Below are 15,116 nucleotides of genomic sequence, written 5' to 3'. Positions count from 1 at the left end.
GGCTCGATGGTGGTGCCGAGCCGCTCCATCCGTGCCAGCACCGGCAGCAGCGGCAGTTCGATCTCGCTGAATACCTTGGCGAGGCCCGGCTCGGCAGCAAGCTTGCCCCACAGCGCCTGATGCAGGCGCAGGGTGATGTCGGCATCTTCCGCCGCGTAGGGGGCCGCCTGCTCCAGCTCAATCTGGTTGAAGGTGAGCTGCTTGACCCCCTTGCCAGCAATCTCTTCGAACGAGATGGTCTCGACGTTCAGATACCTGCGGGCCAGCGAGTCCATGTCGTGACGACTGGCGGTGGAGTTGAGCACATAGGACTCCAGCATTGTGTCGTAGGCGATACCCTGCAGCTCGATGCCGTGGTTGAGCAGCACGTTGCGATCGTACTTGAGGTTCTGCCCCACCTTGAGGCGGGCCGGATCTTCCAGCAGCGGCTTGAGCTTGCCGAGTACCACAGCCTCGGTCAGCTGCACCGGCGCCCCCAGATAGTCGTGACCGAAGGGCACGTAGGCCGCCTTGCCCGGTTCGATGGCAAAGGAGACGCCAACCACCCGCGCCTCCATATAGTCGAGACTGGTGGTCTCGGTGTCGAAGGCAAACAGCGGCGCCGCCTGCAGGCGTGCCAGCCACTCATCAAATTCGGCCTCGTCCAGAATGCAGCGATAATCAGTTTCGATGGCGGCTGCCGGGGCAACGCCTTCCTCCTCCCCTTCAGCGCCGCTCTCCTCGGCGCCGGACTCCAGCTCCTTGATAAGGTTGCGCAGCTCATACTCGCGGTAAACCGCCAGCAGGGCCTCCTTGTCGATGGGGCCAAGCTCCAGCTCTTCCAGGCTCTGCTCCAGCGCCACGTCGGTCTTGATGGTGGCCAGCACATAAGAGAGGCGCACCTGCTCCTCCTGCTCGCGGAACTTGTCGGCGAACGCCTTGGAACCGCGAAAGCCGAGCGCCGCCACCTTGTCGAGGTTGGCGGCGATCTCGTCGATGCTGCCGATCCCCTGCAGCAGGGCCAGCGCGGTCTTCTCGCCGACGCCGGTCATGCCGGGGATGTTGTCCACCTTGTCCCCCATCAGGGCCAGGTAGTCGATGATGAGCTCTGGCGGTACGCCGAACTTCTCGATCACCCCTTCCCGATCGGTCTTCACGTCCTTCATGGTGTCGATCAGGGTGACATGGTCGGAGACCAGCTGCGCCATGTCCTTGTCGCCGGTGCTGATCAGCACCGGCAGCTGTTTCTCGGTCGCCTGACGGGCCAGGGTGCCGATCACGTCGTCGGCCTCCACTCCCTCCACCATCAGGAAGGGGAAGCCCATCGCCTTGATCATCTGGTGGATGGGGGCCACCTGGCTGCGCAGATCGTCCGGCATGCTGGCCCGGTTGGCCTTGTATTCGGAATAGATGTCGTCGCGGAAGGTCTTGCCCTTGGCATCGAACACCACGGCCACATGGCAGTCGGGGTACTGCTTGCGCAGGCTGCGCATCATGTTGGCCATGACGCGGACGGCGCCGCTCGGCAAACCGGTCGAGGTGCGCAGATCGGCCTGCTGAGAGGCAAAGAAGGCGCGGTAAAGATAAGAGGAGCCGTCGACCAGAATAAGGGGATTGCTAGGGGCCATGAAATCGTCCTGCCAGAGATAAACAGCCGCTAGGATGCCACAGGGCCCCCCTCACACCAAGAGGGGGGGCGACCCGGCCGAGGGATCCTCATCGACCACCACGCTGTGGATAACTCTGTGCTCAAAAATGGAGTGATTGATGAAGCCCAGTGAAACCACTGTGGATAAAAAATGAAAAACGCATATATAACAATGATTTGAGATCATTAAAACCGATCTCCAGACCGTTGAAATGATCTCGATCAATGTGGAAAAAGATTTAAGGGAGTAAACGCGGCAGGATCCGAAACGAAACAATCCTAGCACAGCAAGATGACTTGACCAGCGGAGGACGAACGATAACCATACAAAAGTACAACAATCCATCCTGGCTCACATTTTCAACAACGAGGAGTCTGTCATGAAAAAAGTGGCCGTGATCTTGAGTGGCTGTGGCGTCTTTGACGGGGCCGAAATCCACGAGGCCGTGATCAGTCTGCTGGCACTGGCCAGGCAGGGCGCCGCCGTGCAGTGCTTCGCACCCAATGTTCCGCAGCTCCATGTCGTCAACCACCTGAGCGGGGAAGTGAGCGAGGGAGAGAGCCGCAACGTGCTGGTCGAAGCCGCCCGCATCTGCCGCGGCCAGATCAAGGACGTGGCAGAGCTGGATGCAGCCGACTACGATGCCCTGCTGGTGCCGGGCGGCTTCGGCGCCGCCAAGAACCTGTGCGACTTCGCCATCAAGGGAGCCGAGTGCCAAATCCAGCCGGATGTGCTGAAGGCGTGCCAGAGCTTTGCCAGGGCCAACAAGCCGGCGGCTTACATCTGCATCGCGCCAGCCATGATCCCGCTCATCTACGGCGCCGGCACCCTGGCCACCATAGGCCACGACGAGGGCACCGCCAACGCCATCGAGGCAATGGGGGGCAGCCATCTCAACTGCCCGGTCAACGAGTTCGTGGTGGATCAGGAGCGCAAGGTGATCTCCACCCCCGCCTACATGCTGGCCAGCAATATAGTGGAGGCGGCGGACGGCATCGAGAAGACCGTCAAGCAGCTGCTGGCGCTCTGACTGACAGATTGACCCAAACAAACGGGCCGCTCATGGAGCGGCCCGTTTTCAATTCTCGCGTATAGCGACGGATTAGATGCTTTCGCCCATCTGATCCATCTTGCCCAACAGGGCACGCAGACGCTCTTGCCAGGCAACGTGCTCGTTGCGCAGCTGATGGTTCTCGTCTTGCAGCTTGCTGTTCTGCTCTTTCAGCTCGTCCAGCTCCATCTTCAGCAGGGAGATGTTGTCGACGGCGGATTGTACTTTGGATTCGAGTTGCTCAAGGACTTCTAGTGACATATGCATACCTGTATGTTCAATTGCGATGCCCCACAGAGGGCGATTCAAGCGCGTGAAGCCAGCATACCCTGATGGCATCGGCACAAACAAGCCGGTGCGCTGTAAAATGCGCCTTCCATGGATGTATTGACTAAATATACGTCTATTTTTCTCGCATCCTGCGCCGAGGCCACGGCAGGGCCCGCACAAGCCGCCATTGCATCCGATCTGCTCCCCTATTCACATCAACCGGACACCTCAGCTGTGCAGGGCGATATAGGCCCCCAGCAGCAGACAGGCGACCCCGTACATCAGCAGGCCGTAGAGCAGGTTGCCGCGCAAAATGGCCCCGGCACTCAGGTTGTAACGGGAGGCCAGCGCCAGGTTGGAGCCGGAGAGCGGGCTGGTGCCGGTGGCCAGCCCCCACCCCAGCAAAAAGGTCATGCCAAGCAGGCTGGGATCCGGCGCCAGTGGCCACAGCAGCGGCGCCAGCCCGGAGATGCTGATGAGCGGGTGCACCCCGACGATGGCCACCAGCAGGATCAGCAGCAGGGTGAGCGAGGCCTCCAGCCAGCCGAAGTGATGGAAGAAGGGCAAGCCGTGGCCACCGCCCAGCTCGAGCACCGACAAGGCGCTGTTGATGCCGGCAGCCAGCAGACCGGCCCCCAGAAACAGCACAATCTGACCGCCGATGGCGGGAAAGCGCTCCACCACCTGCCGCTTGAGGGCAGGCCCTCGCCCCGTGCTCGGCATAAAGGCAAACGCCAGCAGCGGCGCCACCAGGGCGATCACCGCCAGGATGCCGAGATCCGGCCAGATCTGCTTGATCAGCAGCACCAGCCCGGCCAGGGCCACCGGCAGCCCCAGGGTCTGCAGCCGCAGCGGGTAGCCGGCAAAGTCCGCTACCCCCAGCCGCTCCACCTGCCAGGCGGTCAACCCCATCGCCAGCAGGGTTGCCACCAGCCCGAACGGCAGGATCTGCGACAGCTGCAGACCGGGGGCATAGGTGAGCGCCACCGCCATGGCGACGAAGAAGGGTGACCAGAAGGCCGCCGCACAGAAGATCCGGCTCAGCACCAGTACCTGACGCCGCTCCAGGGTGCCGCCCCGTTCCAGCCGATCGCCGATGATGAAGAGCACCGAGAGGTTGATGACGGCCCCCAGCAGGTTGAGGCTGGCCATGGTGCTCCACAGCCCCTTGCGCCCTTGCCATGAGGTGGTGCCGGTCAGCAGGCCCGAGGTGGCGAGATTGAGGGTGCTCACCGCCGCAAACATGGTGAGCATGTTGATGTTGGGCAGCAGCCAGTCCGCCGGCTGGAGGCTAGCGCCTTGCCAGCAGGAGAAGATCAGCAGGGCCAGTGCCGCCCCGTACAGGGCCAGCGCCTGACGGCGCGCCGCCCCAACCAGCCAGGGCCAGGTGAGCAGGGAGGCTCCCCAGGCGGCGATGGCCGCCGGCCAGGGGGAGAACCCCAGATAGAGGTGCAGCAGGTTGAGCAGCCACATCCCCAGGATCAGATAACCCGACCAGCGCTTGGCCATCGACTCGCCTCGGTCAGGGGATCAGAGACACTGATCCATGTCCAGCGACGGCTTCTCGCACTCCGGACGGCCCACGATCTTGGCGGGCACGCCCGCCACGGTGGTGTGCGGCGGCACCGGGTTGATCACCACGCTGCCGGCGCCGATCTTGGCGCCCATGCCCACTTCGATGTTGCCGAGCACCTTGGCGCCCGCCCCTATCATCACCCCTTCCCGGATCTTGGGATGACGATCGCCGCTCTCCTTGCCGGTACCACCCAGGGTGACGCTCTGCAGGATGGAGACATCGTCCTCGATCACCGCCGTCTCGCCGACCACTATGCCGGTGGCGTGGTCAAACATGATGCCCTTGCCAATGCGGGCGGCCGGGTGCACGTCCACCCCGAATACCACGGAGATCTGGTTCTGCAGGTAGAGCGCCAGCGAACGACGCCCCTGGCGCCACAGCCAGTTGGCGACCCGGTAGCCCTGCAGGGCGTGGAACCCCTTGAGGTAGAGCAGCGGGGTGGAGAAGAGATCGACCGCCGGGTCGCGCTCCTGCACCGCGCAGATGTCGGCGGCGACCATGGTCAGCAGCTCGGGCTCGCTGCGCAGGGCCAGCTCGATCACCTCGCGCAGGGCGATGGCGGGCATGGTGGCGCTATCGAGCTTGTTGGCCAGCTGGAAGCTGAGGGCCGAACGCAGGTTCTTGTGATTGAGAATGGTGGAGTGGAAGAAGCTGGCCAGCATGGGTTCTTCGGTCGCCATGCTCGCCGCTTCTTGCTGAATTTTTTGCCAGGTTCTGGCAACCAGATCATCCATGTTGCAGCCTACTGTTGTTCTGAGGGAGTGCCTTGCTGTTCCTTGTGCACCACGGAGATGGGGTCCATGTGGATGATGACATCCATGCGCTCGAATGCCTGACGAACCGCCAGTTCGGCTTCATCGGCAATCTGATGGGCCTTGACCAGAGGGAGCTGATCGTCCAGTTCCAGATGCAACTGCACGAAGCGGGTCGGACCGGACTGGCGGGTGCGCAGATCATGCACCCCGTGTACACCTTCGACGTCACAGCAGAGGGCCATTATTCTCGCTTGTTCCTCGGCTGGCAACTGACGATCGAGCAGCGCCTGCACCGATTCATAACCGATGTGCAACGCCCCCCACAACAGGAACAGCCCGATCAGGATGGCAAACAGGCCATCGGCCCAGTACCAGCCCTGCCCCGCCAGCACCAGTGCCAGCAGCACGCCGCCGTTGAGCAGCAGATCGGAGCGGTAGTGCAGCATGTCAGCCTTGATAGCCACGCTGTTGGTCTTGCGGATGACGAAACTCTGGAAGCTGACCAGCAGCAGGGTCAGCACGATGGAGCCGCCGCTGACCCACAGACCCGCTTCGAGTCGCTCCAGCGGCGCCTGTTTGAGCAGGGAGGAGATGCCGTGCATCACCAGCAGCAGCGCGGAGCCCGAGATGAAGGCTGACTGGATCAGCCCGGCCAGCGACTCCGCCTTGCCGTGACCGAAGCGATGCTCGTCGTCGGCCGGTGACAGGGCATAACGGATGGCCAGCAGGTTGATGATGGAGGCGCTCACGTCCATGAAGGAGTCGGTGAGGGAGGCCAGCAGGCTCGAGGAGTCGGTCATCAGCCAGGCGATCAGCTTGCCGGTGATCAGCAGGGTAGCGGTGGTGACGGCGGCCATGCTGGCCAGCGTCACCCAGCGGGAATATTGTTGATGGCTCAAAACCGGCTTTCCTCTTGCGGTTAAAAATCTATTATACCCTGACCCCTGCGCCAGTCTGGCGCGAAAAATCAGCGGAATGACTTCAGATGCACAAAATACTCCTGGTCGACGACGATCTCGAGCTGACCCAGTTGCTCACCGAAATTCTGACCCTGGAAGGCTTCCAGGTGACCATCGCCGAGGATGGCGAAGAGGGGTTGCAGCGGCTGGCCGAACAGCACTTCAACCTGGTCCTGCTGGACGTGATGATGCCCAAGCTCAATGGCTTCGCCATGCTGACCCGGCTGCGCAAGACCCACGACACCCCGGTGCTGATGCTGACCGCCCGCGGCGACAGCCAGGATCGGGTCAACGGGCTGGAGGCGGGGGCCGACGACTATCTGGCCAAGCCGTTCGATGACAGGGAGCTGCTGGCCCGGGTGCGCGCCATCCTGCGCCGCACCCAGGGCAGCCAGCCCCAGCGCGGCGGCGGTTCGGACGAGGTGCGCTTCATGGATCTGGTGCTGCAGCCCGGCCTGCAGCAGGCCAGCTGCCACGGCGATCTGCTGGAGCTGACCGCCACCGAATTCGGCCTGCTGGAGTGCCTGTTGCGCAATCCAGGCCAAATCGTCAGCAAGAGCCAGCTCTCCGAGCTGGTGCTGGGCAAGAAGCTCGAGCCCTTCGATCGCGCCATCGACATGCACCTGAGCAACCTGCGCAAGAAGCTGCCTGAGCGCACCGACGGCCAGCCCCGCTTCAAGACGGTGCGCGGCCGTGGTTACCTGTGGCTGGAACAGGCATGAGAACGGCCCGCACCTTCAACGGTCTCTCCACCCAGATCTTCCTCTGGTTCTGGTTCATGCTGTTGCTGGTGGTGGCCGCCGTGGTGATCCTGCCGACCCTGGATCCCCGCAACATCATCCCGCTGCCGGCCCACGAGATCGCCCGTCTCAACAACAATCTGAAGGCGCTGCAGAAGGGGGCGGATCCCACTCAGGATTTCGATCTGGCCCAGGCCATCGACGCCGCCGGCCTGCTGCCGGTGGACAACATCTACCTGCGCGACGCCAAGGGACAGATGCAGTCCAGCACCCGCCTGAGCAAGTTCGTGGTCCGTTTCATGCTCGATTCGGACAACCCGGCCAAGCCCATGCTGGGCAGCGAGCACAAGCGGGCCATCGCCGGCCCCTTCCAGATGGAGCATCGCGGCCAGATCTACCACGTCTACTTCGGCCTCAACGTCGAGAACTCCTATCTGTTCCTGTTCATCCAGATCCTGGATCACCCGATCCAGATCCTCGGCATCGCCATGCTGGTCAGCACCCCGCTCTGCCTGCTGCTGGCCTGGCGGCTGACCCGCCCCATCCTGCAGTTGCAGCAGTCGGTCTCCCAGCTGGCGGAGGGCAATCTGGAGGCGCAGATCCCCAACCTGGGGCGGCGGGACGAGATAGGCCAGCTGGCGGATCACGTCAGCCACATGGTCGATACTCTCAAGAACATGATCCAGAAGCAGAAACAGCTGCTCTCCGACATCTCCCACGAGCTGCGCAGCCCGCTCACCCGCATCCAGCTGGCGCAGGCGTTGATCCGCCGCAAACAGGGTGACAGCAACGAGCTGGCCCGGATCGAATCGGAGATAGGCCGGCTCGACAAGCTGATCGGCGACCTGCTCGACCTGTCGCGGGTGCAGCAACATGTGGAGGCGCCGGTGGTGATGCCGCTGGCCGATCTGCTGGAGCCCATCCTGGACGACGCCATGTTCGAGGCAAACCAGAGCGGCAAGCAGCTCAGGTTGCCGCCGCTGCCCACCGACTCCCTGCGGATGTGGCCCGATCTGCTGGCCCGGGCGCTGGAAAACCCGCTGCGCAACGCGCTCAAATATGCCCGCGAGTTCATCAAGGTGGACTGGTACCGGGAGGGACGGGAGTGGGTGATGACCATCCGCGACGACGGCCCCGGCGTACCGGTGGAGCAGCAGCCGCAGCTGTTCCTGCCCTTCTTCCGGGTGGATGACGCCCGCAACGCCAAGACCGGCGGCACCGGATTGGGGCTGGCCATCTCCGCGGAGGCCATCCTGCGCCACGGCGGCACCATCCGCGCCAGCAGCAACCACCCGGCCGGGCTGACCATCACCATCCGCCTGCCCATCGGCTGAGCAGGCCCTTTTCATCCGCCCGGGCGCTGGGTATGCTGGCGCCCTTTTCGCCCCATCAGGACGCCGTCATGCTCGACATCGTGCTCTACCAACCGGAAATTCCGCCCAACACCGGCAACATCATCCGCCTCTGCGCCAACACCGGCTATCGGCTGCACCTGATAGAGCCGCTGGGGTTCGAGTGGGATGACAAGCGGGTGAAGCGGGCGGGGCTCGACTATCACGAGTTCGCCGAGGTGAAGCGCTGGCCGAACTTCGAGGCCTTCCTGGCGGCGGTGGCGCCGACGCGGGTATTTGCCTGCACCACCAAGGGGCGCACCGCCCATTCGGCAGTGCAGTTTGCCGCCGGGGACGCCCTGTTGTTCGGGCCCGAGAGCCGCGGCCTGCCCATCGAAATCATCGAGAGCCTGCCGTTCGAGCAGCGGCTGCGTATCCCCATGCTGCCCCAGAGCCGCAGCATCAATCTCTCCAACGCGGTGGCGGTATTCGTCTACGAAAGCTGGCGCCAGCTGGGCTACCCGGGCTCGCTGCAGGTCTGAACCGGATCAGCCTGGCTAGATAGCGGGCTCAGGAGGAGGCCTGCGGCGCCTCCCCCGCCCCATGGGGTGAGTGGAGCAGCCGACCATCGCGCTCCAGCTGCCAGCAGAGCCAGCCCAACGTCAGTCCCCGCCCCGCCATCAGGGCCGCCATCGCGGCCCACAAGGCCGCCACGCCCCAGCCCTGACAGAGCCACCAGACCGGGAAGAAGCCGCCGAGGGCCGCCACCAGCATGCTGTTGCGCATCTCCCGGGCCCGGGTCGCCCCGATGAAGACCCCGTCCAGCAGGAAGCACCAGACTGCCAGCAGCGGCATGGCGATGAGCCAGGGCAGCTGCGCATTGGCCGCGGCGATCACCGCCGGCAGATCCGTGATGTACCCAATCAGCCGGCTGCCCCCCAGCGCAAACAGCAGGCTGAAGCCCAGCGCAATCAGCAGCGCCCAGCCGAGGTTGAGGCCGATGGCCTCCCGCACTCCCTGCCGATCCCGACGTCCGATGGCGCGCCCCACCATGGCCTCCACCGCATAGGCGAAGCCGTCCAGCCCGTAGGAGATGAGCATCAAAAAGTTGAGCAGCACCGCATTGGCGGCCACCGCCACGTCTCCCAGCCTGGCCCCCTGCAGGGTCATGAAGGCGAAACAGAGCTGCAGGCAGAGGGAGCGGATGAAGATGTCCCGGTTCAGGGCCAACAGTCGCAGCAACGCGGGCCACTGGCGCCAGCGCTGCCAGGCCCCCTGCCACGCCGTCGGCGCCAGCCGGCGCAGGTGCCGGCTCACCAGCCAGAGTCCCAACCCGAGCGCGCTGTAATCCGCCAGCAGCGAAGCGCCAGCCACCCCCTTCACCTGCCAGCCCAGCCCCAGCACGAACCAGGCATCAAGCCCCATGTTGACCAGGTTGGTGAAGATCAGCAGCAGCATGGGGCTGCGCGCATCCTGCATGCCCAGCAACCAGCCCATGATCACCAGGTTGCAGAGCGCCGCCGGGGCGCTCCAGATCCGTACCGAGACGTACTCGGCGGCATAGTGCTGCACCTCGGTGGAGCCGCCGCTGAGGGCGATGAGGGTGGGGAGCAACGGCAGCAACAGCAGCAACAACGCCAGCCCCAGCGTGATGGCGAGACCCAGCGCCCTGGCCAGGGTGTCGAGCTGGCCGGCCGGGCTGCTGGCGCCATGGGCCTGGGCGGTCAGGCCGGTGGTGGACATCCGCAGAAAGCCGAGCAGCCAGAACAACAGGTTGATGAGAGTGGCGCCGACCGACACGCCGCCGAGGAACCAGGCCTGGCCGAGATGACCGATCACCCAGGTGTCCACCAGCCCCAACAGCGGGGTGGTGACATTGGAGAAGACCATGGGCAGGGCGAGGGCAAACACGGCGCGATGGCGGCGCCCGTCTCGCCACCAGGCGGGGGTCAACATGCCGGAGGACGTCCGTTGCTCATCACTATTCGCCATCCAGCCGCACTATCCTGGCAAAGTCCGACACCATGCTCGCCATCACCACCCTGGGCACCCCGTCCTCGCTCAGACGGGGGCGAAACACGGCTTCCAGTTTGCCGGCCGGATTGATCAGCACGATGGAGGCGGAGTGGTCGATCAGGTAATCCTTCTCCCCCTGGTCGGCGATGGAGTAGATGAGCCCCAGATTGCGCACGAAGGGAAACAGCTTGTCGTGGGGGCCGGTCGCCGCCTTGAACTCCGGGTTGAAGAAGGCGGTGTAGGTCTTGAGGCGGGCCACGTCGTCCCGCTGGGGATCCGCCGAGATGAACACCACCTGGCTGCTCGGAGCGATCTTTTTCAGCTCGGGATAGACGGAACGCAGATCCGCCAGGGTGGTCGGACAGATGTCGGGACAGAAGGTGTAGCCGACGAACAGGAAGGTCCAGTGGCCGGTCAGGCTGGCCGGCACGAAGGGCTGGCCATCCTGATCGGTGAAGGCAAACGGATTGATGTCCCGCCCCGCCGGGTAGTAGTCGGCATGCTCGGGCAGGGAGGGCTGGCTCCAGTAAAAACCGCCCATCATGCCCCCGACCAGCAGCAGAAACAGCAAGGGGTAACGTGGTTTCACCATAAAAAACAAACCCTTTACGTCGACACGCCCGCCAGCCGGGCCAGAATGAAAGGGCTATTGTAACCCAGTGAGCACCGGGCCGGTCACTCCCTTGTCACGGTTGCCCGTTCGCTGGCCAACTTTGGTCAGAAGATGACGCCAGGGTCTGCAAAGCGACGCCGAATCGCCCAAAACGACAGCCCCACCGGGAGGTGGGGCTGTTGCAACGGGTCAAGGTTGTTGTCGGCGCCGCTCGTGCAGGCGGCGGCTCGAGGCGCGCAGCGGGATGACAGGAGCGGTCCAGAGATCATCGGCCAACCCCTGCTCGTGATGGCTGTGAAACAGGCGCACCAGGCGGACAATCTTGTCCTTCGGGCACCCCAGCCAGATGGTCCAGCAGGCGCCCTTGTGGTGTACCCAGAGCGCGTAGAAACGGGTCATCCGGTTACCCTTGATGAAACGGGTGATGGAAGAAACGGGCGATGCCAGACCCGGATCCCATGGCGAGCTTGAAGCCATACCTGTCCTCCTTGATCAACAGGTCACGTCGATCGGCACCGTCCACCACCGCAAGGGGCGACCCGATGTCTGCCGCGTGTCGACTGCGCGAGTGTGCCGCTGTTGTGCCGACTGCCGGCGCCCTGCTGGCCACTCTCCCTTCTATCCCGCTGACGCCTCTGCCCCCGGGCGAGGCACACATGCTGCCTGCACCGGGCGCGAAGCGCTTGTTATTCCCTGCTGCCCTCGGGGTTCCTGCCACCAGCGACGCGAAGCTGCGCGTCTTGCCGAGCATCGGGGGGAGGCTCACGCCAGTGAGCCAGCCTTACCAAATGATATATCTGAAATGAATCGCCTGCGGCGAGCGTCCGCAGACAAAAGTGCCGGGTATCAGGATCTGATTGAAATCACGGGGAAAGGAGCGCAGAAACAACAAGGCTTCCCATGGGAGGCCCTGTTGGCACGAATTACATCCAGTCGGCGTTGCGAATGACACCGACCGCCAGCCCCTCGATGGTGAGATGCTGGCTGGCGAGATCCACCTCGATGGGGGAGAGCTCTTCGTTCTCCGGCAGCAGCCACACCTGGCTGCCCTTGCGCTGGAAGCGTTTGACGGTGACATCTTCGTCGAGCCGCGCCACCACCACCTGACCGTTGCGTACCTCCTGGGTCTTGTGCACCGCCAGCAGGTCGCCATCCAGAATGCCGATGTTCTTCATGCTCATGCCCTGTACCCGCAGCAGGAAGTCTGCCCGCGGGTGGAACAGGGCGGGATCCACCTGATAGTGGCTCTCGATGTGTTCCTGCGCCAGGATGGGCTCGCCGGCAGCCACCTTGCCGATCAGCGGCAGACCGCTCTCTTCCAGCTGCTCTTCCTCTTCGAGCAGCAGGCGGATGCCGCGGGACGTGCCCGGCATGATCTCGATGACCCCCTTTTTGGCCAGGGCCTTCAGATGTTCCTCGGCCGCGTTGGCCGACTTGAAACCAAGCTTCTGGGCAATCTCGGCGCGAGTCGGCGGCATGCCGGTCTCGTTCATGTTCGCCTTGATCAACTCCAGCACTTCGGCCTGGCGGGGAGTAAGGGGTTTCATAGCATGGGCACCTGTCTTTTTATACAGCACACTGGCAGTATATACAGTGCAGTGGCCAAGGCAAGCCGCAGCTGACATTTGTCGCGCCCCTCTGTTCATTTGCCATGGTTTTGATCCCGCGCAGCCGACTCATCGTACCTCTCGGCGACAAGCAGTCGGTGATTTGCTATGCTCACGCCGCATTTTTTTGGAGAGCAGACGCACATGTCCATTGGACAGAAGATTTCCAGAGCCATCTTGCAATGGCCGGTCAGCGGCTTGGTCAATCACAAGAGCCTGCCGGAAAACCCCATCACGGAACTCAAGCTGGATCCGGCCAGACCCATCGTCTATGCCCTGAAGACCAGCTCGATCACCGACCTGATGACCCTGCAGCAGTGCTGCGAGGATCTCGGTCTGCCCGGCCCCTTCACGCCGCTGGAGCTGAACGGCCAGCTGCTGCCGCGCTATGTCTGTCTGGATCGTCCGCCTCCCCTGTTCGGCAAGCGCAGCAAGCCGCTCCCCTTCCTGCAGGAGTTCCACCAGTTGCTGGATTTGCACAAGCAGGATCCGGCGCTGGACATCCAGGTGGTGCCCGTCACCCTGTTCTGGGGCCGTGCCCCGGGTCGGGAAGGCGAGGAGGCCTCCGGCTGGAACATCATCAGCAGCCTGGCACCGAACCGCCTCAAGAAGGCGCTGATCGTGATCCTGAAAGGACGCGAGAACCTGGTGCGCTTCTCTCCGCCGCTCTCCCTGCGCTACATGGCGGACAAGCACGGCACCGACGAGGCCATCGCCCACAAGCTGGCGCGGGTGGCCCGCACCCACTTCAGCCGCCAGCAGCTGGCCGCCACCGGGCCCAAGCTGCCCAACCGCAACCTGCTGTTCAAGCAGTTGCTCGACTCTGGCGTGATCCAGCAGGCCATCGAGGAGGAGGCCCAGCGCGAGGGGATCAGCCTCGATAAAGCCCAGAAACGGGCTCATGGCTACATGGACGAGATCGCCTCCAACTTCTCCTACCGGTTGATCCGGCTCGGCGAGAGCTTCCTCGGCTGGCTGTGGAACAAGCTCTATCGCGGCCTGTCGGTCAACGGCGCCGAGAAGGTGCGCCAGCTGGCCCAGGAGGGTCACGAGATCGTCTACGTGCCCTGCCATCGCAGCCACATGGACTACCTGCTGCTCTCCTACGTCATCTATCACCAGGGCATGGTGCCGCCCCACATCGCGGCCGGCATCAACCTCAACTTCTGGCCGGCGGGCCCCATCTTCCGCCACGGCGGCGCCTTCTTCATCCGCCGCACCTTCAAGGGCAACCCGCTCTACAGCACGGTATTCCGGGAATACCTCAACCTGCTGTTTGCCAAGGGCTACTCGGTGGAGTTCTTCACCGAGGGCGGTCGCTCCCGTACCGGTCGCCTGCTGCCACCCAAGACCGGCATGCTGGCGATGACCCTGCAGGCCATGATGCGCGGACTGGATCGACCGCTCACCTTCGTCCCCGTCTACCTGGGTTATGAGCACGTGATGGAGGTGAACACCTACCACAACGAGCTCAAGGGCAGCCGCAAGGAGAAGGAGAGCTTCCTGCAGGTGCTCGGCATCCTGCGCAAGCTGCGCAACTACGGCCGCGGCTTCGTCAACTTCGGCGAGCCGCTGACCCTCAACAGCTACCTCAACGAACACGTGCCGACCTGGAAGGAGCACATCGGCGAGGAGGAACGCCCCGAGTGGATGGCAGGCACCGTCAACCAGCTGGCCGAGCTGCTGATGACCCGCATCAACGGCGCCGCCGCCGTCAACGGCCTGACCCTGAGCGCACTGGCGCTGCTGGCCGCCGAACGCCACGCCCTCACCCGCGACGAACTGCAGGCCCAGCTCAACACCTATCTGGACCTGCTCAAGCAGGTGCCCTACAGCCCGCACAGCACCATGCCGGCCGAGGATGCCAAGACCCTGCTGGATCAGGCGGTGGAGCTCAACAAGTTCGAGGTGAGCGAGGACAAGCTGGGGCAGATCATCAGCCTGGACCGCTATCAGGCGATCCTGCTGACCTACTACCGCAACAACATCCTCCATCTGTTCGCCATACCCTCGCTGGTGGCGGCCCTGATCGAGCGCTGCGAGGGGATCTCCCGCAGCGAAATCGTTGCCCGCTGCATCGACATCTACCCGCTGCTCAAGACCGAGCTGTTCCTGCGCTACGAAGAGGATGAGCTGCCGGAGCTGATCGATGCCCTGCTGGCCGAACTGCAGCGCCAGCAGCTGATCGAGGCCCGCGACGGCGGCTTCTGGGTCAATCCGGTCAACCAGACCCGCCTGCTGCTCTTGGCCGAGAGCATCCAGGAGACCCTGCAGCGCTACGCCATCGTGCTGACCAGGGTACTGGCCCAGCCCCGTATCGAGGCGGAGCAGCTGGAGGCGGACGGCCTGATGATGGCGGAGCGCCTCGGCACCCTGCACGGCATCAACGCCCCCGAGTTCTTCGACCAGAAGCTGTTCAGCACCCTGATCCACACCCTGCGCAGCGAAGGCTATCTGGATCCGGGCTGCAAGCCGGATCTGGGCCGCTTCCAGGCGCTGGCCGACAACATAGTGCCGCTGCTCAGCACCAAGATCCGCCGCACCATTCAGGCGGGCAACCGGACCTGAGC

The 15,116-nt window shown here is 63.8% G+C and carries 14 protein-coding genes (1 of these 14 only partly in view); 5 read left to right on the top strand and 9 right to left on the bottom strand.

The window, feature by feature from the left end; translation table 11 throughout:
• Positions 1-1,607 carry the 5' portion of a DNA polymerase I gene (polA, locus tag CK627_RS04740; RefSeq protein WP_095591783.1) on the bottom strand. It extends 1,144 nt beyond the left edge of the window, so the window shows 1,607 of its 2,751 coding nt (coding positions 1-1,607); it begins with the start codon at positions 1,605-1,607; the stop codon falls past the left edge of the window.
• 400 nt (positions 1,608-2,007) lie between these two features.
• On the opposite strand from polA, the gene elbB reads away from it, so the two are divergent.
• On the top strand, positions 2,008-2,658 hold the full coding sequence (gene elbB, locus CK627_RS04735) for an isoprenoid biosynthesis glyoxalase ElbB (RefSeq protein WP_095591782.1): 651 nt from the start codon (positions 2,008-2,010) through the stop codon (positions 2,656-2,658).
• A 72-nt stretch (positions 2,659-2,730) separates the two neighbouring features.
• On the opposite strand, the gene CK627_RS22800 is transcribed toward elbB, so the two are convergent.
• The 4 genes from CK627_RS22800 to fieF form a co-directional block, all read right to left on the bottom strand.
• Entirely contained in the window at positions 2,731-2,940 is a 210-nt protein-coding gene (locus CK627_RS22800) for a cell division protein ZapB (protein WP_005307594.1), read from the bottom strand.
• Positions 2,941-3,177: 237 nt separating this feature from the next.
• A complete protein-coding gene (locus CK627_RS04725; protein WP_095591781.1) occupies positions 3,178-4,458 on the bottom strand; it encodes a hypothetical protein in 1,281 nt (426 codons plus the stop codon).
• A 21-nt stretch (positions 4,459-4,479) separates the two neighbouring features.
• Positions 4,480-5,259: a serine O-acetyltransferase gene (gene cysE / locus CK627_RS04720; RefSeq protein WP_005307587.1), complete on the bottom strand. Its 780-nt coding sequence runs from the start codon at positions 5,257-5,259 to the stop codon at positions 4,480-4,482.
• A gap of 8 nt (positions 5,260-5,267) precedes the next feature.
• On the bottom strand, positions 5,268-6,179 hold the full coding sequence (gene fieF / locus CK627_RS04715; RefSeq protein ID WP_017783662.1) for a cation efflux pump FieF: 912 nt from the start codon (positions 6,177-6,179) through the stop codon (positions 5,268-5,270).
• Between the two features lie 86 nt (positions 6,180-6,265).
• On the opposite strand from fieF, the gene CK627_RS04710 reads away from it, so the two are divergent.
• The 3 genes from CK627_RS04710 (at position 6,266) to trmL (ending at position 8,852) form a co-directional block, all read left to right on the top strand.
• Positions 6,266-6,961 (top strand): response regulator, encoded by a 696-nt coding sequence (locus CK627_RS04710; protein WP_095591780.1) that lies wholly within the window; start codon positions 6,266-6,268, stop codon positions 6,959-6,961.
• Entirely contained in the window at positions 6,958-8,313 is a 1,356-nt protein-coding gene (locus tag CK627_RS04705; RefSeq protein WP_017780827.1) for an ATP-binding protein, read from the top strand. Before CK627_RS04710 ends, CK627_RS04705 begins: the two co-directional genes overlap by 4 nt.
• Before the next feature lie 68 nt (positions 8,314-8,381).
• Positions 8,382-8,852: a tRNA (uridine(34)/cytosine(34)/5-carboxymethylaminomethyluridine(34)-2'-O)-methyltransferase TrmL gene (gene trmL, locus CK627_RS04700; RefSeq protein WP_005307574.1), complete on the top strand. Its 471-nt coding sequence runs from the start codon at positions 8,382-8,384 to the stop codon at positions 8,850-8,852.
• 28 nt (positions 8,853-8,880) lie between these two features.
• Here trmL and CK627_RS04695 read toward each other — a convergent pair whose 3' ends face one another.
• The 4 genes from CK627_RS04695 to lexA all read right to left on the bottom strand — a co-directional run bounded on the left by CK627_RS04695 (position 8,881) and on the right by lexA (position 12,486).
• The gene (locus CK627_RS04695; RefSeq protein ID WP_095591779.1) at positions 8,881-10,302 is read right to left on the bottom strand and encodes an MATE family efflux transporter; all 1,422 of its coding nucleotides are present in this window, start codon (positions 10,300-10,302) and stop codon (positions 8,881-8,883) included.
• On the bottom strand, positions 10,292-10,918 hold the full coding sequence (locus tag CK627_RS04690; RefSeq protein WP_005307570.1) for an SCO family protein: 627 nt from the start codon (positions 10,916-10,918) through the stop codon (positions 10,292-10,294). The genes CK627_RS04695 and CK627_RS04690 overlap by 11 nt, the downstream gene beginning before the upstream one ends.
• 210 nt (positions 10,919-11,128) lie before the next feature.
• Positions 11,129-11,416, bottom strand: coding sequence for a hypothetical protein (locus tag CK627_RS04685; protein WP_005307567.1), 288 nt, complete (start codon positions 11,414-11,416; stop codon positions 11,129-11,131).
• Positions 11,417-11,862: 446 nt separating this feature from the next.
• Positions 11,863-12,486: a transcriptional repressor LexA gene (gene lexA / locus CK627_RS04675; protein ID WP_005307564.1), complete on the bottom strand. Its 624-nt coding sequence runs from the start codon at positions 12,484-12,486 to the stop codon at positions 11,863-11,865.
• Between the two features lie 204 nt (positions 12,487-12,690).
• On the opposite strand from lexA, the gene plsB reads away from it, so the two are divergent.
• A complete protein-coding gene (plsB, locus tag CK627_RS04670) occupies positions 12,691-15,114 on the top strand; it encodes a glycerol-3-phosphate 1-O-acyltransferase PlsB (RefSeq protein WP_095591778.1) in 2,424 nt (807 codons plus the stop codon).
• Positions 15,115-15,116 lie beyond the last annotated feature (2 nt).

It is taken from the genome of Aeromonas dhakensis (assembly GCF_002285935.1).
Taxonomy (GTDB): domain Bacteria; phylum Pseudomonadota; class Gammaproteobacteria; order Enterobacterales; family Aeromonadaceae; genus Aeromonas; species Aeromonas dhakensis.
Note: the sequence above shows the minus strand (reverse complement) of the source record. Positions and strands in the feature narration are given on the sequence as shown.